This is a genomic window from Bradyrhizobium sp. F1.13.3, from assembly GCF_040548265.1.
Classification (GTDB): domain Bacteria; phylum Pseudomonadota; class Alphaproteobacteria; order Rhizobiales; family Xanthobacteraceae; genus Bradyrhizobium.
Map to the genome: position 1 here is coordinate 1 of NZ_JBEPRI010000007.1, position 19,849 is coordinate 19,849.

The following is a 19,849-nucleotide window of genomic DNA, read 5'->3' on the forward strand; positions in this document are numbered from 1 at the left end:
TACGAAGCAGGCAGCGCAACAGACCAACCTATAGGGGGTCAATTTTGGACGCCGATCCCCCGGCTTAGGGGGTCAATATTGCAAGCCGAATGACACCCTTGCGCTTCAGGCAGGCAGGAGACCTGAGAGCGCCAAACGGGGAGGATGTGCGCCCCGCTGGCCTCCGCATCGGCCTTTGCCAACGTCGCTGCGTCGGCTATGCGATATCCCGCCTTTAGGGCGTTGCGGCGCGTCATCCGCTCGCCATTGTCGAGCAGCACAACGCCAGGAGCCCCGTCGAGCGGGATTGCGATCTTGTCGTTCATGTTGATTGTCCGTTACCGTCGATGGCGGTAGCCATGGGCAACATACGGTCCGACCCGTACTGCCCGCCCCGCGTTGATGCCCGACTCGCAAATGATCTCGAGTCTCCGCACTTCATGTTGAAGCGCCTTCACGTCGGAGCGCTGCCAGCGCAGCCATTGCTCGCCGTGACGAACCTCAGCGCGAGCTTGCCCGGCCATGAGCTGGTACAGCGCCGCCCGAAGCTGCGGAAGCATGGCGCAAGGGTTGTCGACAGCGGGGGGCGTGCCCCCGCTGGGAGTGCAGTTGTTCATTTCGTATTGCCTCTATTTCGACGACGTGTCGTCTTCGGGTGCGAAGTCTTCGCGGTTCTTAGGAACCGGATACGGCAAGCCTGCGGCCGTCAGTTGGTCCTTCTCAGCCTTGCGCTGAGCCGCTACCTCCTCGAAGTCATATCCGCGCTCGCCCAGCTTGGCTTCTAGAGTTGAGAGCCCGTTCTCAATCTCCAAAATGTCAGCCTGAGCGGCCTTCAGCGGATCGGCAACGGGCTTACCCTCACCGCGCCAAACGGCGTTCGCATAGGCGTCCGATGCTTCCCAAAACGCGGGCGCACCGTTCGGAAGCTTGATCCTGCCAGTTTCGAAAGCCTCTTCAAGCCACGCGACGAACGCCGCGCGATAAAACGGCTCGACTATAGCCGCGCGCCTTCGCTTGTTGATCCTCCAAGGCAGCTCTTGAGCCAATCGCGCCGCGCTGAACGACGTGTTCGAGTAGTCGCCACTAGCATCCTCATAGCTGCCGCCCGCCGCCTTGGCCGCCTCACGGTTGAGTGACTTGTCGAAGGCGTCGTAAGTGGAGTTGGGCGCCTGCGCGCGATGCATGACCAGCTTGTCGCCCTTCATCATATGGGTGATGACACCCGGCTGAAGATTGACCTTTACGCCCTCATCGCCACCGTAATAGTCAGTCTGCGCCTTCGCCCAAGCTTCAGGTGAGACGCCTGGGGGAGCTTGCGTCCCCAATGGGTCGTCTGTTGCAATCGACCTCAGGGCCGCGTCACGCGGCAAGTCGGACTCGACGGTGGTAGCTGTCATGCTCTGCACCAGAGCAGCCGCAAGATTGAACTCTTGCAAGGTCCTTTTTGAATGTGCGGATGAAAGCGCGGCAGCCAAAGGCGAGACACCGCGGACTTGACCCGGGGCGATCATGTCAAAGAGATGTCCAACGCGCGGACGGCCCCAAGACGTACGGGCTCTGACGAACACCGGCTGAGGCGCGGAGTTCACGTTCCCGAGCACGAAGGGCCTTATCCAATAGCCCTCAATCCGCCCGCTCTTATCGAACTGACAGCCTTGCGTAATGCTACCGCCTTCGACGACTCGCGTGAGGCTCTGGTCGAGCTGCCGGGAGTCCAGCAGGTTGATTTTCGTTCCTGTTGCCGCTCCTGCCCCTCGCTTCCAATCGACCAAAAAGACCGCCTCGCCCGTGAGCAAGTAGGACTTGAAATTAGCCGTCGCCAATTGGTGCAGTGTATGTCTGCCGGATGCATCGCACTCAACGGCGTTGCCCGCCCAAGCGGCCCAAGCCGTTTCGATTTGGTGGGCGAGCGCGCGGGCGTCTTCGGGCGAAATGCCCAGGGTCTCAGCATTTGGACGCGAAGAAAGAGTGAGCCCGGTCCCAATCGCGTAAGTAGCGAAAGTCTCGACCAAGGCAGCTACGACAGGATTCGAGAACAAGAGGTCAAGGTTGATCGATGCCACAAGCGACCGCTCGCGGCTGATCTCCGAACCGGGAGTCCCGAAGCTCGGCTGCCAGCCGGACAGATAAGCCGCGGTGAAGGGGCGCGCATCGTATCGAGCCCACACAAGCGACGGCTTACCGTCCGTTCCGTCCATAATGCCCGCTTGCGGGCTCGCGATGGGCGCAATCGCGTTGGGCTTGGCGTTCCCGCCCCAAAGGGCGCGAATCTTATCTGTGAAAGACATCGCTCTCAGTCCTCAGCTTTGGGCCTTTTTGGTCCAGCCTCGCTCGGCATTGAACGCCGCCACGCTAACCTCTAGCTCTTTCAGCCGCGCGGTCTTGGGGTCGCTTGTGACATCCACGGTCGCGGCGCTAAGGCCGATTTGCCCTTCGCGATCCATCGCGGCGATATAGGGATTGGCGGGGGGCGCCTTGGCCAACAGACGCTTGGCTGTTTCGACATCAAGACCGGACTCTGCCATCTCAAGTGCAAGTTCGGGATTGCGTCGGCCTTCGGCACTCATGATGATGCCCGTGATCCGCAGCCGCTCGCTCGTGATGGCTGCATTCTCCTCACCGGTCACGATGACCGGCTTCCTTTGTGCTCGCATGCTTTCATTACCTTGTGGGTTGGGAGAGCGCGGCCAATCGTCGGGCCGACTCTCTGAGTGATGGTGTGGGTTGTGTCGGTGCGGACGACTTGTTAGCCGTCAACGCCTGGGCATGCCTCCCGATGGCGAGGGCATAGACCAAGCAATCAAGCGGTTCGTTTCGCTTGATAGTGCGATGATATGCGTAGCGCGGTGCGCCTTTGACGTATCGGACTCGCAGCTCTTCGGACGCAAGGCCCTCGAAGTAGTCCGCGTCCAAATGGTCCGGCAGACGGATAAAGCCGGGGCCGCTCTCATCGAGGGCAAGCGCCTTCTGCGCGGCAAGCTTGCCGCTGTCCGCACCTACCAGCATGAGACCAACCTGCCCGCGCAATCGGCCGCCGCGCGCGATGATTGGCCTATCAAAGCCGGATACACCCTTTACGGCGTATGCCGCGCGGGACTTCCGCCGCTGAGCCTGAACGAACTTCGAGACCTGATCGGCGTTGAAGCCGGAGTCAATCGCTTGCGCGTACACCGGCAGCGCTCGCCCGCCCGCGGTCGCAAAGGTCGTCGCCATTGAGTCATCGAGTTGCCGCCATACGGCATCGCCGCTGGTATCCCCGATTAGCTTGAAGTGATTGAGGACACTGAGCGTCTCGTCAGCGTGGTGACCCAAAAACGTGCATTCGAGACGATCCGCCTGAACGTCGACGCCCGCCGAAACGAACACAAGATTGAGCGCATAGGGTGGCGCAATCTTTTCCGCACGTTGTTGCAGCTCAGACGAAGACAGCTCAACCTCGGTGCCCGCGTCGTACACCTGCGCCAGCGTCGTGTTGTAGAAGACTTGTTTGGCTTCAGGCGTGATCGCCGCTTCGAAGTTTTGGGCCACGGAAGCCATTGTCGAGAACAGCGAAGACAGCTCCGTGATATGATAGGAGCGAATGCCCCGCTCACCAGTTGCAGTCGCTTCCCAACGGCCGCCTTCTATCATCGCCCGACGTTTGGCCTCATCGATAACGACTCCGCAGCCGTCGCACGAGAGGTGCGCGGTCGCGGGCTTCCCTTCGTCCCATTTGAGGTTCTCGAAAGCGAGCGGCGCTGAGTGTCCGCAGTCGGAGCACGTCACGACGAAGCGCCGCTGATCGCCGCGCAAGTACCATTGATTTATCCGGGAGCCGACGCGGGAGGTAGGCGTCGATACGATGACGATCTTGCGGCCCTTGCCCTCAAACGTCTTTGTCCGTTTTATCGCAAGGCCGATAGGATCGCCCTCAGGGCCAGCAGACGCTGCGAACCTGTCGATTTCATCAAGAAACAGATACTTGATTGCGCGCGCGGCTAGCTCATCAGCCTTGAAGGACGATGCGAAGCTGAGCTGGCCCCCGGGAAAGGTTTTGGCCGCAAGCGAGTTTGTGCCCCCGCTACTTCCCTTCCGGGTATCTTGGCCCTTGCCGATCAGCTCTCTCAGCGCAGGCGATGAAGAGACGAGCGGATCGAACCGTTCCCGCACGAACTCTTCCGAGCGCGCACCGGTAGGCGAAACGTGAAGCATCGGACCAGGGTCAGCGGCAACGCAATGCCCCATGATCGCGTTGATTACTGTCGACTTGCCGGTCTGCGATGCCAGCATGAGAACGATGATTTCAACGTCATCGTCTGCAATCGCGTCTATGGGCTCGCGCTGATAGGATGTTAGCCTGAGAGGCCCCGGGATTGCGTTGGCCGAGCCCGGTAGGATTATTTGGGTCTCGGCAAAAGTGGTCGGCGCGACGACGGGCGGCGGTGCCAGCGCGCGCAACCAGCCGCGCGCTAGCTGCTCGTCAATCATGAAAGGGCTTCGGCCTCCAAGTCTGCAAAGAATCTTTGGTCATCCGAAAGCGCGCCAAGCACGTCACGGACTTCCGTTTCGACGATGCGCGCGATCTCCCGCGTGTCAGTCTTTCCCGCCACCTTGGGGGCGAGGCGATGGCCTAGCGAAAGGAGCGACGTGCGCGCTTCCGCGAGAATGCGAGCGCCCGTAGCGGTCACGGCCTCCCGCGGTATGAGCGAGCCTTCAAGTTTGGCGTTCAGAAGCTCAATCTTTCGGGCTCTCAGTCGCTCAGCATGGGCCTTGGCTTCTGCCAGAGTGTCGGTCAGGGCGCTGTGCCCACCCTCCCCTCTGCCGTTCGCTGCATGTCCAACGATGCGAGCCGGATCGGCAATCGACCGAGCCAAATGCAAGGCTTGATCAAAATCGACATCTTTGGGATCAAGTCCGGCAGCCTCGATGGCCCGCCGCACGGTTGCCTGATCGAATCCGACCGCATCCGCAACGCGGCGGATCATTCCTCTCATTCACTGTTCCTCTTTGGTGAAAACGGGTCTGTGGCTCAGAAGATCGAGCAGGCCCGCGGAGCCAGTCTGACGCTTTCGCGTCAAAAGCGGACCTCAAATATGAATCAAGTCTCGGCGTGGCGTTTTGTCACTACCGGGGATGGAAAATGCGGGTCTACGCTCCGTCTCCCATCAGATGGAGGAGGTATCGATGAAGGTGCAGGCGCACATGATCGCCATTGTACTTTGCTACGGTGTACAGTCCCTTCCGACCTTTGCAGAAGAACTGATCCTGATTGACTACCGCAGCAACAACAATGTTCCGGGCAATCAAATCAACCAGCAACCACGTCAACCACCTCTTGCTATGTCCCATCGGTCAGATAGGTGGACGAATACGGATCGTATTGGAACTCTTTTTCCTCCTCCTGACTATTTTGTTTGCTCTATTAACATCGTGGGGGAAAAGACCAGGATTCCCAAGGGCGCTACGTTCAACGGCTTCATCCAAGCAAACGGCGTATCCATGACCTATTTGGATGCACAAGGAACTCATGGGGGATTTCACGGCGACCAGTCTAGAGATTCGCCTCGCTCTCTCATTGAAGTGCGCCTCCGATTAGCAAGCGAGGATAGAGCAGGATGCATGTCAGATGGAGTGGTGTGGCAATGCGGTAAGAAGACGCCAGCGGGTCAGGGAAAATGCGGCGCTGACCAGCCGGGCGGCGTTCGATAGCACCGCTGTTTAATACCTTCGGACGTTCGAACCTACTTCGGTGGCCGTTTTTGCCCACGCGACATATTGCATTGCCGCGCAAAATTGATCGCTCTTTGGGTAAAGCGTACGTTGCTTGCCTCGCTCACCTCCTGAGGCCCGACTCTGCTATCGAATTCTGTTCAATTTTGAACGAGAATACTGCGGCAGCGCACCGCGGAGCACCGCGGCCTGGGCCTTCCTAGGACCCAAGCGCTGCGTTAGACGCCCGCAATGATGAATTGTGCCGCTGATCGGCATTACAGACGCGCGCCGCGCCCAACAGGGCGTCGTCTCACTCCCGCGTCTACCAGACCCGGCGCGCTAATCGTCGCCGGTGCTTCAGCGACGGTTCTGCGATGCTAGTCAGAGTCGGGCGGGACAGAGTATGGCAGCCCTTCGGCCAAGAGCTGCTTCTGTATCTCTTGAGGTAAGCGCGTCGCCAACTCGCTGTTGGCTGCCTTATCCCACGCCTTGCGGGCGGCTGCTCCGTCCTGCCCGAGCGCCGTGCTCGGTGTCTCCGCAAACACGCCTTTGATGGGAAGTCTCGACTTGCTGCGCCTAATCGCAATAAACGTGCCACCGTTTGCCGATACTAAGAACGCATCGCGGATGCTCAGGCTTGCTGAGCCGCCGCCCGTGAGCCGATACGTGCTTCCGGTCATGCCGCCAGGGCGGCTAACGTTTGCGCCCGTTGCGAGCATGTTAATGCGCATCTTGTTCGCTGTGAACGACGCTGAGAGGTTGGTCTGCGTCGTGCGCTTGACCTTGCTCACTCCGTCTTTGATACGCGCCTTAGGCACGCCAATGTCTTTGGCGATGATATCGAGAGCAATCTTCCGAGCGGCCGTGGCTGACTTATCGACAGCCCGCCTAATGGCGTTCCGCATGCCACGGGCCGACAACTCCGTCGCCCACTTCTCCAGCTTGCTGCCGTCAATGGTTACTGTCAGCTCGGCCATTCGGGCTTCCACGTCGTGGGTTCGCTCGGCTTTGGCATGATCTTGGCGAACTGTTCGCCTTGTTCGATCATGCGCGCGAGCGGTGAACCGGCTTGCATGCGGCTAATCGCGTCTAGCTTTGCCGCTGCTTCGGTAAGCGTGTCGGCAAGTTCGTTCAGTGCAGTAATCATGGCGCGATCAGTCAATTCCGTTCTCCGCGTTATCAGCGTCGCACGCAAAGGGCTTGGCGCCGTTGCCGGTGCGCAGATAGTTGAGCGGAACATGGTTGCCAAGGCGCTCGCCTTCGGCGTAGCAGCGAGCGGCCCCGATGCCGATGCAGCTCGCGAGCAAAGCGGTCAATGTCTCCATAGCGTCGGCTAGGCGCTCAAGCTGAGGCGCTGCGGCAGCGATCTTTTCGAGCGCGTCCGCGGCACGCCCCAGGCGAGCATCTTCGGACAGCGCAAGCAGATCGGTCAGACCGATGGTCTGGTCAAATTGTGTAGTCATCAGTGGTTCCTCTCTGGTGGCGCGGGTTTGCGAGTGCGTATTTTGTGCGCTGCACGATAGTAATTGCCGCACACTTGTGAGTAATCTTCAGCGTCTGCCAAAAAAGACGGCTTCGAATGGGCCGCACACAATCAGTCCCAAGAATGGAAGGGCCGCTCTTCGGGGTGGCCTTTCTGTCATAGGAGGGAGATCGAATGCATCCGAAAGCGCCAGCTTGCCTTGACACCAAAAGGTCGCGTCAGAGAGCCATTTGGTTGCGTCAACTCGCAGAAGCTGCCGGAGACTCGGAATTTACGCACAGACTCGAGGATTTGACGGAGGAGTATGAAGGCCTTGCGAGGTCAGCCGCATTTGAACGCAGCGAACTTGAGTAGGACAGGTGTCGGCGCACAGCTTTCTTTTGAGTGCGGAATGCGCCGCGCTCAATGACCCCGAGGTTCATTTCGGCCCCGAGCGCGGCGCTTCCGGGTGGAGGTCAGGCTCCCGCTAGCCCTTGCGACCTTCCCGAACAAAATCTCTTGGAGCGCTCTTTGCGCGACCCTTCGTCTCCCTGTGAGCCCCGCAATTCGACCGGGGCTTATCTGCTAGGCCAGCCTTGCGGCTGATGAGCTGCTGCTCGGTGTTGGAAATCCGAGGGAGGCTGCCTGCCCCACCGAGCCAGCGCGACACGCCGTTGTGCGCGCCGGGGGTGGAAGCGTGCGCCCCATGCGATGGGATGCGTTCGGGTGCTCTTTTTGGATGGCCGTTGCCCGAGCGGCCGGGGAGATTGAAGGCGCCCATAGCGGCTCCTACTGATGTAACGGCTGAACGGTTCCATCTGTGACAGGTTCAGACCTTACGGATTTGCAACCCTTCGTTTCTTCGATTCGGACAACGGTCCCAGGCGACTTCTTCCCGAACGGACTAGTAGCCCCTCCTGCCGTCTCCCTCCCTATAGGGAGGGAGAGACGTGCACGGTTGATGGGGAACAGCTGTGCACGGTGCTGCACGGTCATTGCACGGTCGCGCTAAGTGATTGATAAACCTCCAGAAGAACCGTGCATCAGACCGTGCACGGACCGTGTAGGCTGACCGTGCACACGACCGTGCAGCAACCGTGCCCGGTGAGCCGGTGCACGGTCGTCTGCACGAAGGATTTTGATCCGCAGGTTTGCTTTTCGTCGCCTCATGAGAAATCCACGAGGATATCATGGACCAGCTGTTCAAGTGGCTCCGACTCCTTGACCCTCTCTATTTTCTCTTCGCCTACTTGATGTGCGTGCCTGCTTTTGCGCTGATCTATTGGAATCTGCCGGGAGGTTTCTATGCGCCATACGCTAAACTAGAATCCAGCGCGCGAACCGATTCCGACGCTGTTGCTGAGATTGTCGGAAACACAGTAGACCGCTATGCGCAATCGCTGATCGACAAAAGACGAAAAGTGGATGAGAACTATACCGCCGACGGATGGGCGATTTCACTGACGCAAAAGACTACAGCGTGGCTGTTGTCCAATTCCGATGAGAACACGATTCGGCTCCAACTTATGATCTTCTTGAGCAGCAATTCGGAAACCGAAAGGGGCGTTCCTGTTGAAGCTACGCTATTCGTCTTCAGGTCGGAAAAGGTCCAGTCGAGAAGTTTTGTCAAACTCGCCCCACATTTGTCCTCGGTGAGTGAGCCATTCGGCGGCATTCTGCGGCAATTAATATTTCCGACCCTCCTTGTAGATATCGCGACAGAGGACATACCCGTCCTCGTAAACTATCTTGACGGGCTCCAGGGAGACGCACTGAGCATTAGCAACAGCTATTTTCGGATGCTCTATTTCAGTGTTGTGGTGATTACCACTGTGGGCTTCGGCGACATCGTTCCGATAACGACTGCAGCCCGGCTTTGGGTTGCAGTCGAAGCGATACTCGGAGTGGTGCTTGCCGGTCTATTTATCAACGCCATCGCGAATCGCGATTGAGCCTGTATTCTGTCCGCCTGTTATCTCCCGACTTAACCAACTCACCCGCTTCCACCAACTTTGCCAACAGTCGCGGGACGGCCGTGCGCTCTTTAAGTTCGCCCAGGCCACTCCGCTTCCGTTCGATGTTCAGGGCTTCCAACACGTCCTTCGAGGCCAAACCGATTTCTTCGACCGCGTCGCCCGTCTCGGCAGCGATGCTTTCCGCCCGCTCCCGAAACACCCGCAGCGTCGCTGAGAGCTTGTCGGACGGCCCGTCAGGGGGGACCGGCAGCGCATCTTCATCGGCATCGTCAACGGCTAAATCGACCCCAGGCCGATCCGCCGCCAAGACCACACTAATCTCGTCTCCGTCTTCATCCACCCCCACGCAGTGTGACTTCAGCCGGTAATAGAAGTTCACCTTTGCCGGATCGCCGATACGAAACTTCGAACCCGCTTTGATTTTGCCAACGCCAGTCGTCTTGTCCCGGCTCAACTCAATAACAGTATCAACATTGGCTTGCAGTGCGCCGCTACCGCGCACGCCCTCCCCGGTCTTTGTGGGGTGGGCTAGCGCCGTGACGTTTGCACCCGTTGCCAACGCGATTCGCTGCATGCTCGCGGTATATATGCCCGCGTCTTTCGCATCATTGTCGTTGCCCGGCATGATACTTTGAGCAAGAGTGTCAATAACGATCATTGCCACAGGCAACCCATAGTGCTCGGCCGCGAACTTGGCGATCTTGATCAGCTCCTTCTCATCCTGGGTGGGCCTGCCACTCGCGTCGTAGAGGCGGCAAGGGCCTCTGTGCACAACAAACGCACCGCCGCTCACGTCACGGCCCGCCTTCTCCATTTCATCACACCACGTTGCGACGCGCCGCTCCACGTCCTGAGAATTTTCGAGCGCGACGTAGATCACGACACCCTGCTTAACTTTGCGTCCACGCCAATCGAAGCCGTGGCCGATATGCAGCCCGATGTCACTAAAGACCGCCGTTTTGCCCGCGCCCCACATTCCGGTTGCGACCGAAGTTGTCCCTCTAGCGATGAAGAACTTGACGGCCCAATCGAGCAGCCGCTGAGTTGCTCCCCGTATCTTCTCGATGAAGATAAACCGCTTTGTGAGCTGGGAAGACACGCCCTCCGTTTCTTGTTCGTCATCATCAACCGGTTCGAATGCGCTCCCGTCGCTCGGCTTGGACACATTCGCGGGTCTCATCTTCGCGCGCGTGAACTCGCGAGCTAGCTGGCGATAGTCGTACTCGCCTGCGCCGTCCCAACCATCACAAAACACAGCATAGTCATTCACGCTCAATTCAGGATAAGCGCCCACAAGAAATGTCGCAGCTTGCATCCGATTGGCCGACCGATCTTCGCCCGGGTGATCATATGCAAATGCAAAGTCGGGCCTACATTCGCGAATATAATCCAGCGGAAACTTCCCGACTGCCGAATCGAAAAGCGCGGCATGTTCTTCGCGCTCACCGCTTTCAAGTTCTTCCATGCATTTCTTTACTTCTGTCGCCTTGTCACTGAGGGGCGTTTCGGCTTCAGCCGACGCGCCGATCAGCTCGACGATCTCTTCGGGCAGCGTCGGGATTTTGCCGCTGGTGATCGCGCGCAGGAAGTTCAAGCGGTCGGCGTCGCTGCCGTACGTGGCGCCATCCTCGCGGATTGATCCAGGGGCCACAAATTGGCCTCCGGTGCCGCGCACGTCGGTCCCGTATTGCTTTTTGAGCAGCCCGGCCCTGTTGGTGAACGATCCGGTCGGGTCGGAGAAAACGTAATGGGCGCCACCTGACTTTGTCGGGTTGACGGGCACGCCCTCCGGCACGCCGCCGATCTCTGCGAACAGCTCTGCCATCTTGGCAGGGCCGTCGTCCTTCTGGTCGGCATCGAGCACGACAAGCTTGGAAGGACCGCACGAGATCGACGGCACAGCATCAGGGAATTTGCGCCACAGCTTTTTGATAACTTCGATGTCACGAGTGGCGCCGACATGCGCGGGCTCAACCTCGTGCTTCTCAATGTACTCTTCGACGGCGGCTTCAACGTCGGCCCTGGTGAGCGACGTGTCCGCGCGATTGTAGCGCGGGATCAGCGGGACCTTGCCGTCGCTCGGGAAGACGTAGAGACCGACCTGTGCGAACTGAAACGCGTTCTTCCGGTTCCGGCTGCGCCGCGCGCCCGAGTTGTCAACCTGCCCCGGCTTCATCGTGACTTCTTCCTGATAGACTTACAGACGTTGTGCTTGGGGGCCGCGCGCAGAGCTCCCATTGCCCTGCGGCCACGCGACACGTTCTGCCGCACGCCTGCGGCGCTGATGCCAAGTTCGGCTGCGATCTCTTCTGAGGAGAAGCCAGCCCCCGTTAGCTCCAGGCATCGCCAGATTTCCGGACCGATAACTTTTGCAGCAAGCTCGATAAAGTTTTTCGCATCGAGTTGCTTCTCCCTTTCGCCGTAAGTGGATTCATCAGGAACGGTCGAGTCGTAGTCCTCTGCTTCGGTAGAATCGTCGTCGGCTGCGTCAGCGGCGAGATCGCAAAAGAGGTCATAGCGTTGACGCTTCTCATGCTGATCGCAGGCGATGTTTCTCATGATTTGCCGCAACCATGCGGCCATCGCCCCCTGCGCCGTATAGATCGCTTCGCGCGTAAGAGCGCGCTCAAGCGTCGCCTGCAAAAGGTCGTCTGCAAGATCAGCACCACCTAGCTTGCGCGCATATCGACGGAGAGCGGGTGCGCACTTCAGCAAATCCTTGCGGAACGCTGACGCGGTGGGGACATGCGTAGCGACACGACAAAGCGTGTCGGGCGGAATGTGTTTCAAGTTCAGTCCTCGGATGTCGACCGGTTCGCGCAGCGGGAGCGCCCGTCGAAGGGCATGTCACGACTGCACGAGTTATGGTCTATTGGCGGGTTTTTAGGATGAAGGGTTAGGCAGCCTTGCCGCTCGCCGCGGCGCGCTCTTCAGCTTTGCGGAAGCGTGCAGCATCGCGTTCGAGAACCGCGTGGCGCGACCAAACACGCTTGCCGCCCAGCAGGACGGACGGCGGAAGCTCGCCTTGCGCTTCGAGGGCATAGATGAAGGATCGGGAAGCGAGCTTGCCGCCGCTCGCATAGTGCTGGCGAAGGTCAAGCATGGTCATGCAGTCACCGGTTGACATGGTAGTTAGACTCCGATTCACCCCGCAGTTGGGGGCTGTTGATTCATCGGAGCCGAGCCGCAACCCGGTGCTATATTCGGCAAAGCCCGCTGAGCGGGAACCCTTATCAATCAGGTCTTGACCCTGACTCGACCGGGTTAGAACCCGACCGGGGCGACGTGTCGCTTCCGTCTGACGCCAGAGACGCGCCGAACCTCTCTGGTCTAGCCCCGCGCACATTCCGCGTTACGTGAGGCCCTACTTTGCATATATCGGTAGCTCGATAGATCATCAACTTAATGGACACACAGAACCGTGCAGTTTTCGCTCTGCGCTGCCAAGGCCGGGCACATACGTTCAACGCCCCATATCAGGACTTCAAGCGCAGACATCCGGTTAAACTTTCGTAAGTTTGGTGGTTTGCTTGACCGCGCGAGCCAGCGTTTCGAGGGCGGCCCGGCGTTCAGGCCGCGCCTGATCGCCTTGGTAGATGCGGTGCAGCTTGGGCGGGAGATGGTTGAGCACCTCCTCAACAACGAACGGCGCTACGCCGTTCGCCTTGAGCAGATTCGCTGCCGTCCGACGAAGATCATGGGCTGTGAAGGGTTCGAGCTTCAGCTTCGTCGCGATGTCCCCGCAGGCGTGGCTTAAGGTGTGGCGACTCATCGGCCGGTCGCCGAACGTCCGCGATCTGAACACAGCAACGGGCGCGGTGCGCTCGGCTAGATCGCTATTGATGATTTGAAGCGCTGGCCCGGTCAGCGGGACAATGTGGGTGGTCTTATTCTTGGTCCGCGCGCCGGGGATCGTCCAAGTTTCTTCGCCTTTCGTCCCAAGGTTGGTTTCGGCGACAAGCATGCCTGCTACTTCGCCGGGCCGCTGAGCCGTCAACAACATGAACCGGAGCGCCGCGCGGGTCGTTCGGCCGATCTCGCTGTTCTCGTTCAGAAGCTCAGCCCAAACGGCTTTTAGCTCGGCGGCTGACAACGCCCGCTTGCGCTCACTGTTCGATTCGTCGTGGCGCTTCGCCAGCCCGGCCATTGGGTTGGCTGCAAGCTTCCCTTCCGAGACGCACCAACGGAAGAACTTGTGCAGGCTCGCATGGGCGCGGTTTGCGGAAACGGGTGCATCAGCCGCTATGGCATTCAGGGCGTCCGCGATCTCTGAGCGACTGATCGTACTGGCAGCCCTGCGCCCCCAGGCCGTGAGGCGCTTCACCCCAGCCTTGTCAGGCCATCCGTCCTTGAACCGGCCTAGGTATCGCTCGTCAGCCTCCCAGCTCCGCTTTCTGGCCTTCGACCACTGTTCAATGAAGAGGCCGACCAGATCGCCGAAAGTCGCTTGGCCGAGAGCCGTGGCGGCCCGCGTGGCCCTATGCTCACCATGTACGTCCCGGCCATTCGCCGCGGCTGCCCGCAGCTCATCCGCGCGTTTTCGCGCCGCCGCTAGCTTCATGTCAGGGAAGTGCCCCAGCGTCGTCCGCACAGGCTTGCCGCCCTTTGGGCGATGCACGAAGGCGAATGCCTTTGCGCCCTCGCTTATCCGTATCTGAAGGCCCTTGCAGGACGGGTCCATTATTTCGAGCCGCTGGCCCTTGGGGGCAATCACGGTTTCCAGATATTCGGCGGTAATTTTTCGGCTCATCAGGACCCCCTCCCCATCCAATAATCACGGGCTCTAGCTTCTCTTAGAGCACATGATCTTTTCGGATTTCAAGGGCTCTCGGGTAACGCAGGGGTAACAAACTCCTCCGACGCATCCGAACAGTCGCAGCCACTAAATGGCATAAGCCATTGATATTCATAATACGGACGGATAGCAACGAACAGATAAAAGCACGCTTTTTTTGACTTTTAATCACGGGGTCCTGGGTTCGAGCCCCAGCGCGCTCACCAAGCAAAATCAAGCGCCTAGCCGAGAAAACAAACCTCCTACCCTCCTCCCGAAAATCATGTGCACACACCATGCACACGGGAGAGCAGCTTTGACAGCGCTCGTGGGGCTCATCCGTCGGATGGTGCGGGGTCGTGTGCGAACTCGCGAGCAGATGGAGCAAGTCTGCCGTGAATGGGCTGAGAGGATTCAGCACGAGCCGAGTCGAGCTGCGCTTCTGGAAGTTCCCGAGAACTATCTCAAGGCCACCTGCTAGGACAGAGCCCAAGTTATCGTCCGTGCAAGAATGCTCCCTAAAAAGTACAGCCAAGCCGCCATGGAAAAAAGGATACCGAACCCGAAAGTTAGGGCGATGGCGATGTCCGTCAATCTGGCCTTTGATGATGTTTCCGGCGCTGCCTCGCCGATCTGTTCCAAAGCATTCATTACGCCACCCCCGCGCGATCGGGAAAAGCGCCAACCGGGAGGAAAGCAGTTCGTTCCTAAAGCAGTTGAGCTAATCACGGGTAACGCCTCGGTGAATGAAACCATTCGCCGCTTCCGCGAAGCACTGACGAAACATTGGGGGTTCAGTTTCCCCTCGCCCACGAGGGGATCTCAAAATAATCGTATTCAACACCTTTGCAGTCGTTCTTGGTGCCGGCGTCCTTTTCACGATGTACTCCGGTGACCTGGGCACGGACGTGGTTCTCGCCATTGTCGCCTGCTTTGCATAAGGCCCGCCGGCGTGAATCTCGTCCATACGAGAGGCCGCCCACTGAGGCGGCCTACCTTCCTCCCGTCACGACATGAAAACGACGGGCCGCCAGTTTGTCAGGCGGCACGCGAACCGGATTGAACTTTGTATCGTTCCGCTGAGCGCGCTTGCAGTGGGGGCAGACGAAAAGGTGGGCGATGATCTCTTCCTCTTTGCCGCGGACTAGCTCCGAGCGAAACCATCTCATGGTGACGCGGCAATTCGGACACTCCGGGGGTTCAAGTTGCCCCATTGCTTTCTTTAGTAGGTCCATGCCACGCCCCATGTTCGGGAAATAGTAGCAAAGCGTATCCGAGCGCGACGTATCAAACGATACACAAGGGGCGATCCTGAACGCGAAAACTTCTGACTCCAAAATAACAATTGTTGTGGCTGGAACATAGGCGACCGGGAAAACTAGGCAAGCGGGTGAGCCTGCCGATTGTGAAATAGATCATATTGCGAGCCAGAGATGCCGCGATACGATCATCGCACCGGGGCTGGCTGCATATTTCACTTAGACCTTTTTCACCCGGCTTTTTTGACAATGAGGCCGCAGCAGCCCCCTGCTGCGGCCTTCGTGTTCACGGCGCTTAGTACCAATGAGTTCGGCGTCCTGTGCCATGGAGAAGGTATTGTGTCCAAAGAGAAAAATTGCTTGATCGTTCGTGCTGCCGGAAGACAGCTGGATCTTTTGCGCGGCGAAGCCTCCCGCATCGCGAAAGGCAGTAACGTCGATTGGTGGATCGATCAGGCGGAGATCGGCACTCGCTTCTGCTTCGAAGATGCAAAGGCAAAAGAGTCATTCGCTCTCGCTTGTGACAACTTCGGTATTCCCTGCCAAGACGCCTAGCCCCCGCTTTGGCAACTGACGAGTAGGCCCACCAGCGTGAACCGGCGGCCCTGTGGCACGGGCATTGCTCATATCTAGTTGGCTGGGGATTAAGAGGACCCAGTTTGGTACAGGGCGCCGCCGGGACGCTTCATTTCGAGCCCGGCGGCGTATCTTTCTGGAACATCAAAGGCGATGCAGCGCTTGCTGAGCAGAGCAAGGTACATACTGGCCCTTAGGGCGTAGCGGGTCAGCCGCAACCGGTAGCGCATGAGCAGGAGCTGGATCAGGCGCATGGAGGCTCCCCATGCCAAGCGGCTCGGTAGTTGCGCTCCAGCTTGTCCAACATTTCGGACAAGTGAAACACGGCAAAGCACAGCTCTGTCCGCTCGCTGGACCCGTGAAACTGCTCACAGGCGATTGCGTAGCCGGTACGGCCTTGGGCCGGAACGATCGTCCGGCCGGACGATTGCTTCCTCTTTGAGTAGGAGTTGCGTCATGCGTCATGCGCCGTCGATTGTGCCGCTGGATCGTCTCGACCGGGACATTTACCTGGTGCTGGAAGACTTCGGCGCACGCGCCGGCTGCTCCTGGCGCGAGACCGACGAGCAGGACACCGACGTCGAGACCATCATCCGCGACCTGCTCTCCGGGCAGTACGCCTATCCGGTCCGTATTGTCGCCTTCAACGCGATCGAGGGCCGATCTCGCGATGCCACCAGCGAGATCGCAGATGAGCTTGCCGAGCGTGTCACGAGTAGCGAGATCACGCCGGCCTTGCAGGCCTTCGTCCAAGCAAATGCTTCCCGACCTTTTGCTGTACAACTGGCGCTGCCTCTACGGGGAGCCGCCTGACATCAAATCTGTGATCGTGATGTTGCGTGGCAACGCAGTGACGGTGCACGACAGGCACAGTCATCGGAAGTTCGCGCTTCCCCTCGGCTTGATTTTTTGGTACCAAATAAAATGAAACCAGCAAAAAAGATTCGTGCCAAAAAACATCGCGGCCGCCCCGCTACTGGTCAGGGCGTCCAGATCGGCACGCGCTGGCCGGAATCGACTGTCGCTCGGATCGACGCCTGGGCGTCGTGGCAGGAAGACACTCCGGCTCGCTCTGAATCCATTCGTCGGCTGGTCACGATTGGCTTGGGCAAACCCGCCCCGGCCGTCGCGGTCACGTCGGCCGCCAAGGCCTCCTCCGAGCGGGCTCGGGAAATGGCGGGTAACGCGATCGACAAGCTCAAAGACAACAAAGCGAGCCCGGATGACCAGGCCAGCCGCAAGCGGCGGCTCGTCAAGGGGCCCGAGGAATTCCAGAACGTTCGACGCGACCGGCCAAATCGAAAATAAATTGACCGGCGACCGCTTGGTCAATCTCGGCCTGAAGGCAACAGCAAATGATCAAACCCAAACGTTCGGCCGAGCAACAAGTCGCGGACGAAGCCAATCGAAAGACCCTCAATCCGATAGGATCGAGACAGACCATAGCGGACAGTCAAGCCACTCCGGAGTTTCAGGAGAACCTCAAACGCCTGAAGTCCGAGCGGCTGGAGCGTGAGGCTAGACTGAATCCGAAGCGCAAGGTCTGATTCGAGCTCATCGACCTTTCGCCTCGCCTGGTTGGGCCGGTCAGGCGAACGGGCCGCGGTTGGATGGAGGGTGCAGAAGGTCATGGGAATGTTGAAGCGACGGTGGATGATCTTCCTGCTGGTTTCCGTGGTGATTGTTTGCTCGATCTACGCAAGCGCTCGGTACTATCTCAGCAAATGTCATGGCATGGATGCGTGCGCGGCCGCCGAAGCCGAGAACCATGAGCGAGATAAGCCAGCCGAGCCACAATAGTTTTCAGGTGAAAAGCCGGCTGCAAAGGCGGCGCCTGGGCCGCGGCCGGTGCAAGGTCGAAGGGCACTCGGCCGTGGTGAAACCTCAGCTATTCACATCGGGTTCATGCGTTCCAAGTCACTCTGCGATCTCTGGAGGCTTCCGATGATTATGACCGTTCTTGCAGCCGCGTTGATGATCGGACCGGCCACGTCCGATACGGGCCCCCGACCTTCCATCCAGCAGATCCAATATGGTATCCCCAGACACCCGCCCCCGTGCGGTCACGGCTGGGATCTGAGTTCGCGCGACGGGCTTTGCTATCCGAATGGCGCTCTGCCACCCGAGGAGCAAGCCGGGCGCCGGCAATACTACCGAGGCGATGGAGGATACGGCTATCCCCGCTACGGCTCCGGCAGATACCCGGTACCCTGCGGCGGCGATGGCGTTGATCTCGACGTTCGAGACGGCCAATGCTACCCAACCGGAACAGTGCCCCGGCGCTTTCAGAACAGGCCGCAGTATTACTACCGGTATTGAGCCATGGAGTGATGGCCCGCCAGCGTGAACCGGCGGGCCCAATTGCTGCGTGAGCAAGTCAGGATTAACTTGCTCGGTTGCCTTCTAATCGTGCCTCAACCGCGGCCTCCACACATTGCTCTACGATGGCGCAAGATCGGCGAGGCCCACGAATTTGAGCACCTGCCAGAACATCTTGAGATCGTGACCCCAGCCATCGGTGATCACCCACTCGTCATGCAGGCTGGGGATCCTGTATCTCGGATCCATAAGTGAAGCCCAGAAGCCGAGGGTCACGCTGTCGCCTACTCAGCGCGTTGCACGCTAAGCGTACCGGCGGGCCCCGCTACGATGCTCTCCTTTTGATAGAAGCTCGCGATGCAGTCGTTCGGAAGTCGGCTGGGGTCATTGGTCACATCGCTGTTCATCAACGTCGTTGGGTGAACCGTGTGCTGCGCTACCACCAGCCGTTGCTCAGGTGACAGGGTCAGACGCGCATGACGCTCCATGCTCTCGAGCCAAAAGACACTGAAGCTGTCTCGCTCCGACCGAATTTGCGTGCCGACTTTGCTGTAGTTCAACGCTACTGCCAAGCTGGCGCCGAACATCAAAGGCACAGCAATACCCATGACCGACGGAGGCAAAGGTGAGGCGGCGAGGAGCTTCGAAATTCGGTCTCGATGCGATCGGGCAAAAAGTGTGGCGCTCATGGTCAGACTAAATAGCACGAAGGCCAGCACCTCATTCTGCGCCCTCTCCACAAGACGATTCCCGGTCGCATATTGGTGCACGAAATATCCGAAATAGGCGCCGCCTATACCAATGAAAGCAACTCCTACGGCCAAGAACTTTCTGTTTCTCGAATCCACGTATTTCGGCTGCGGCAATGCGGTGGTGACCAACACTACAAACAAAAGCCACGTGCCCGTCGCGGGCTCTCTAAACAGGCGACCTAAGCCGATCAAGCCGAAAAGAAACGCCTCCTTCAGTGAGTTCGAAAAATCACCCGCCATCGGAAACTGACTCATGCGCACGGAATTGCCAGGCGCCGAGACTACGACGGCGAGACCAGTGAGGATCGCGAGACCAATCCACAAATGTGCAGCGACCTGGAGGCGTTGCGTAAATAACCAGCGAGCCAGTAGCGAGCAGGAGATCATGCCTATCAGCCAAGCCGCCGTGAACTCATTGCACATAGCCGCGACCAAACCACCGAACGCCATCATCGCTGTCGATGCGCGCGAGAGATTTACTCCATTTTCCGTGGCATTTATGAGTTCAGCAAACATCAAGAGGACGATCGCCGCAGCAACGGTGTAACAAGCGACACCTGGCAACCAGTAGAACATTTGCTGCAGGCTCGGAGCCTCGCTCCCGAGCACAGCCGCGAAGGCCAGCCCGAGCGCAATCTGCTGCAAGATGTTTGTGTCAGGCTGAATCCGTCGCGCGAGAAATATCATCGACACCACAAAGGTGACCATGAAAGCAACCATGATCAGCACGTAGCAGATGAAAAGATCTATGCCTGTCAAGGTGCGGAGGACAGCAGGAAGCTGCATCAGCAGCAACGGTGTGATACGCCCTATCGCGCTATGGTAGAATACCGATACCGTTTCGACGATGCCGTATTGGTTGTTCGTATAAAAGAAGCAAAAATCGTCGGACTCTGGGATCGAATATAGCGCCAAGCTTAGTAGCTTCAGGATGAACGCGCCCGCTACAACAACGACAATGGTCCACGCAGCCAGTTGCAAACGCGCACATCGAGCATCGGCGTATGCAAAATTGACGTTGGTGTGCATGCATTGTTCTTTGAAAGAAAGCGCACTTCTGG

22 protein-coding genes are annotated in these 19,849 nt (G+C 58.8%); 7 read left to right on the forward strand and 15 right to left on the reverse strand.

The genetic code is table 11. The features are described 5' to 3' along the window. Positions 1-38: 38 nt before the first annotated feature. From ABIB66_RS19635 to ABIB66_RS19655, 5 genes are all read right to left on the reverse strand, one after another. Positions 39-305 carry a hypothetical protein gene (locus tag ABIB66_RS19635; protein ID WP_354255275.1) on the reverse strand — a complete coding sequence of 89 codons (267 nt, stop codon included), beginning with the start codon at positions 303-305 and terminating at the stop codon, positions 39-41. A 303-nt stretch (positions 306-608) separates the two neighbouring features. After that, entirely contained in the window at positions 609-2,267 is a 1,659-nt protein-coding gene (locus ABIB66_RS19640) for a phage portal protein (RefSeq protein WP_354255278.1), read from the reverse strand. A 12-nt stretch (positions 2,268-2,279) separates the two neighbouring features. Further along, positions 2,280-2,606 carry a hypothetical protein gene (locus ABIB66_RS19645; protein ID WP_354255281.1) on the reverse strand — a complete coding sequence of 109 codons (327 nt, stop codon included), beginning with the start codon at positions 2,604-2,606 and terminating at the stop codon, positions 2,280-2,282. A 34-nt stretch (positions 2,607-2,640) separates the two neighbouring features. Beyond that, positions 2,641-4,446, reverse strand: coding sequence for a phage terminase large subunit family protein (locus ABIB66_RS19650; protein WP_354255284.1), 1,806 nt, complete (start codon positions 4,444-4,446; stop codon positions 2,641-2,643). Further along, positions 4,443-4,952 carry a hypothetical protein gene (locus ABIB66_RS19655; RefSeq protein WP_354255287.1) on the reverse strand — a complete coding sequence of 170 codons (510 nt, stop codon included), beginning with the start codon at positions 4,950-4,952 and terminating at the stop codon, positions 4,443-4,445. The genes ABIB66_RS19650 and ABIB66_RS19655 overlap by 4 nt, the downstream gene beginning before the upstream one ends. Before the next feature lie 190 nt (positions 4,953-5,142). On the opposite strand from ABIB66_RS19655, the gene ABIB66_RS19660 reads away from it, so the two are divergent. After that, positions 5,143-5,667 (forward strand): hypothetical protein, encoded by a 525-nt coding sequence (locus tag ABIB66_RS19660; RefSeq protein ID WP_354255290.1) that lies wholly within the window; start codon positions 5,143-5,145, stop codon positions 5,665-5,667. 380 nt (positions 5,668-6,047) lie between these two features. Here the strand turns inward: ABIB66_RS19660 and ABIB66_RS19665 are convergent, their stop codons facing one another. From ABIB66_RS19665 to ABIB66_RS19675, 3 genes are read right to left on the reverse strand one after another with little or no spacing between them, the layout of a single operon-like run. Continuing rightward, positions 6,048-6,647 (reverse strand): phage tail protein, encoded by a 600-nt coding sequence (locus ABIB66_RS19665; protein ID WP_354255293.1) that lies wholly within the window; start codon positions 6,645-6,647, stop codon positions 6,048-6,050. Continuing rightward, positions 6,635-6,832: a hypothetical protein gene (locus ABIB66_RS19670; RefSeq protein ID WP_354255296.1), complete on the reverse strand. Its 198-nt coding sequence runs from the start codon at positions 6,830-6,832 to the stop codon at positions 6,635-6,637. The genes ABIB66_RS19665 and ABIB66_RS19670 overlap by 13 nt, the downstream gene beginning before the upstream one ends. Further along, on the reverse strand, positions 6,825-7,133 hold the full coding sequence (locus tag ABIB66_RS19675; protein ID WP_354255299.1) for a hypothetical protein: 309 nt from the start codon (positions 7,131-7,133) through the stop codon (positions 6,825-6,827). Before ABIB66_RS19675 ends, ABIB66_RS19670 begins: the two co-directional genes overlap by 8 nt. A gap of 1,189 nt (positions 7,134-8,322) precedes the next feature. Here ABIB66_RS19675 and ABIB66_RS19680 point away from each other — a divergent pair. Continuing rightward, on the forward strand, positions 8,323-9,084 hold the full coding sequence (locus tag ABIB66_RS19680) for a potassium channel family protein (protein WP_354255302.1): 762 nt from the start codon (positions 8,323-8,325) through the stop codon (positions 9,082-9,084). Here ABIB66_RS19680 and ABIB66_RS19685 read toward each other — a convergent pair. The 4 genes from ABIB66_RS19685 to ABIB66_RS19700 form a co-directional block, all read right to left on the reverse strand. Continuing rightward, entirely contained in the window at positions 9,059-11,284 is a 2,226-nt protein-coding gene (locus ABIB66_RS19685) for an AAA family ATPase (RefSeq protein ID WP_354255305.1), read from the reverse strand. The genes ABIB66_RS19680 and ABIB66_RS19685 overlap by 26 nt on opposite strands. After that, on the reverse strand, positions 11,281-11,898 hold the full coding sequence (locus ABIB66_RS19690; protein WP_354255309.1) for an RNA polymerase sigma factor: 618 nt from the start codon (positions 11,896-11,898) through the stop codon (positions 11,281-11,283). The genes ABIB66_RS19685 and ABIB66_RS19690 overlap by 4 nt, the downstream gene beginning before the upstream one ends. A gap of 106 nt (positions 11,899-12,004) precedes the next feature. Beyond that, a complete protein-coding gene (locus ABIB66_RS19695; RefSeq protein WP_354255312.1) occupies positions 12,005-12,217 on the reverse strand; it encodes a helix-turn-helix transcriptional regulator in 213 nt (70 codons plus the stop codon). A gap of 393 nt (positions 12,218-12,610) precedes the next feature. Then, complete coding sequence (locus tag ABIB66_RS19700) at positions 12,611-13,858, reverse strand: tyrosine-type recombinase/integrase (RefSeq protein WP_354255316.1); 1,248 nt, start codon at positions 13,856-13,858, stop codon at positions 12,611-12,613. 607 nt (positions 13,859-14,465) lie between these two features. Between ABIB66_RS19700 and ABIB66_RS19705 the strand changes: the two genes are divergently transcribed. Then, positions 14,466-14,777, forward strand: a complete 312-nt coding sequence (locus tag ABIB66_RS19705; RefSeq protein ID WP_354210044.1) for a hypothetical protein — start codon at positions 14,466-14,468, stop codon at positions 14,775-14,777. A gap of 538 nt (positions 14,778-15,315) precedes the next feature. Continuing rightward, positions 15,316-15,696, forward strand: coding sequence for a hypothetical protein (locus ABIB66_RS19710; protein WP_354210045.1), 381 nt, complete (start codon positions 15,316-15,318; stop codon positions 15,694-15,696). An 89-nt stretch (positions 15,697-15,785) separates the two neighbouring features. Here the strand turns inward: ABIB66_RS19710 and ABIB66_RS19715 are convergent, their stop codons facing one another. Then, on the reverse strand, positions 15,786-15,971 hold the full coding sequence (locus ABIB66_RS19715; protein WP_275171141.1) for a hypothetical protein: 186 nt from the start codon (positions 15,969-15,971) through the stop codon (positions 15,786-15,788). Between the two features lie 202 nt (positions 15,972-16,173). Here ABIB66_RS19715 and ABIB66_RS19720 point away from each other — a divergent pair, with 202 nt between their 5' ends. The 3 genes from ABIB66_RS19720 to ABIB66_RS19730 all read left to right on the forward strand — a co-directional run bounded on the left by ABIB66_RS19720 (position 16,174) and on the right by ABIB66_RS19730 (position 17,264). Further along, positions 16,174-16,530, forward strand: a complete 357-nt coding sequence (locus ABIB66_RS19720) for a hypothetical protein (protein ID WP_275171142.1) — start codon at positions 16,174-16,176, stop codon at positions 16,528-16,530. Positions 16,531-16,641: 111 nt separating this feature from the next. Beyond that, on the forward strand, positions 16,642-17,025 hold the full coding sequence (locus ABIB66_RS19725) for a hypothetical protein (RefSeq protein WP_354210046.1): 384 nt from the start codon (positions 16,642-16,644) through the stop codon (positions 17,023-17,025). Positions 17,026-17,072: 47 nt separating this feature from the next. Then, positions 17,073-17,264 carry a hypothetical protein gene (locus ABIB66_RS19730; RefSeq protein WP_084777559.1) on the forward strand — a complete coding sequence of 64 codons (192 nt, stop codon included), beginning with the start codon at positions 17,073-17,075 and terminating at the stop codon, positions 17,262-17,264. An 892-nt stretch (positions 17,265-18,156) separates the two neighbouring features. Here the strand turns inward: ABIB66_RS19730 and ABIB66_RS19735 are convergent. Both ABIB66_RS19735 and ABIB66_RS19740 read right to left on the reverse strand, forming a co-directional pair. After that, positions 18,157-18,285: a hypothetical protein gene (locus ABIB66_RS19735; protein ID WP_354210047.1), complete on the reverse strand. Its 129-nt coding sequence runs from the start codon at positions 18,283-18,285 to the stop codon at positions 18,157-18,159. 35 nt (positions 18,286-18,320) lie between these two features. Continuing rightward, the gene (locus ABIB66_RS19740) at positions 18,321-19,817 is read right to left on the reverse strand and encodes a DUF6056 family protein (protein ID WP_354210048.1); all 1,497 of its coding nucleotides are present in this window, start codon (positions 19,815-19,817) and stop codon (positions 18,321-18,323) included. Positions 19,818-19,849 lie beyond the last annotated feature (32 nt).

Coding starts and splice junctions, on each gene's coding strand:
- ABIB66_RS19650 (WP_354255284.1), bottom strand. CDS start 4,446: ATGATTGACGAGCAGCTAGCGCGCGGCTGGTTGCGCGCGCTGGCACCG.
- ABIB66_RS19695 (WP_354255312.1), bottom strand. CDS start 12,217: ATGACCATGCTTGACCTTCGCCAGCACTATGCGAGCGGCGGCAAGCTC.
- ABIB66_RS19715 (WP_275171141.1), bottom strand. CDS start 15,971: ATGCGCCTGATCCAGCTCCTGCTCATGCGCTACCGGTTGCGGCTGACC.
- ABIB66_RS19740 (WP_354210048.1), bottom strand. CDS start 19,817: ATGCACACCAACGTCAATTTTGCATACGCCGATGCTCGATGTGCGCGT.
- ABIB66_RS19675 (WP_354255299.1), bottom strand. CDS start 7,133: ATGACTACACAATTTGACCAGACCATCGGTCTGACCGATCTGCTTGCG.
- ABIB66_RS19705 (WP_354210044.1), top strand. CDS start 14,466: ATGTCCGTCAATCTGGCCTTTGATGATGTTTCCGGCGCTGCCTCGCCG.
- ABIB66_RS19640 (WP_354255278.1), bottom strand. CDS start 2,267: ATGTCTTTCACAGATAAGATTCGCGCCCTTTGGGGCGGGAACGCCAAG.
- ABIB66_RS19720 (WP_275171142.1), top strand. CDS start 16,174: ATGCGTCATGCGCCGTCGATTGTGCCGCTGGATCGTCTCGACCGGGAC.
- ABIB66_RS19730 (WP_084777559.1), top strand. CDS start 17,073: ATGATCAAACCCAAACGTTCGGCCGAGCAACAAGTCGCGGACGAAGCC.
- ABIB66_RS19700 (WP_354255316.1), bottom strand. CDS start 13,858: ATGAGCCGAAAAATTACCGCCGAATATCTGGAAACCGTGATTGCCCCC.
- ABIB66_RS19710 (WP_354210045.1), top strand. CDS start 15,316: ATGCCGCGATACGATCATCGCACCGGGGCTGGCTGCATATTTCACTTA.
- ABIB66_RS19685 (WP_354255305.1), bottom strand. CDS start 11,284: ATGAAGCCGGGGCAGGTTGACAACTCGGGCGCGCGGCGCAGCCGGAAC.
- ABIB66_RS19725 (WP_354210046.1), top strand. CDS start 16,642: ATGAAACCAGCAAAAAAGATTCGTGCCAAAAAACATCGCGGCCGCCCC.
- ABIB66_RS19635 (WP_354255275.1), bottom strand. CDS start 305: ATGAACGACAAGATCGCAATCCCGCTCGACGGGGCTCCTGGCGTTGTG.
- ABIB66_RS19660 (WP_354255290.1), top strand. CDS start 5,143: ATGAAGGTGCAGGCGCACATGATCGCCATTGTACTTTGCTACGGTGTA.
- ABIB66_RS19735 (WP_354210047.1), bottom strand. CDS start 18,285: ATGGATCCGAGATACAGGATCCCCAGCCTGCATGACGAGTGGGTGATC.
- ABIB66_RS19655 (WP_354255287.1), bottom strand. CDS start 4,952: ATGAGAGGAATGATCCGCCGCGTTGCGGATGCGGTCGGATTCGATCAG.
- ABIB66_RS19665 (WP_354255293.1), bottom strand. CDS start 6,647: ATGGCCGAGCTGACAGTAACCATTGACGGCAGCAAGCTGGAGAAGTGG.
- ABIB66_RS19680 (WP_354255302.1), top strand. CDS start 8,323: ATGGACCAGCTGTTCAAGTGGCTCCGACTCCTTGACCCTCTCTATTTT.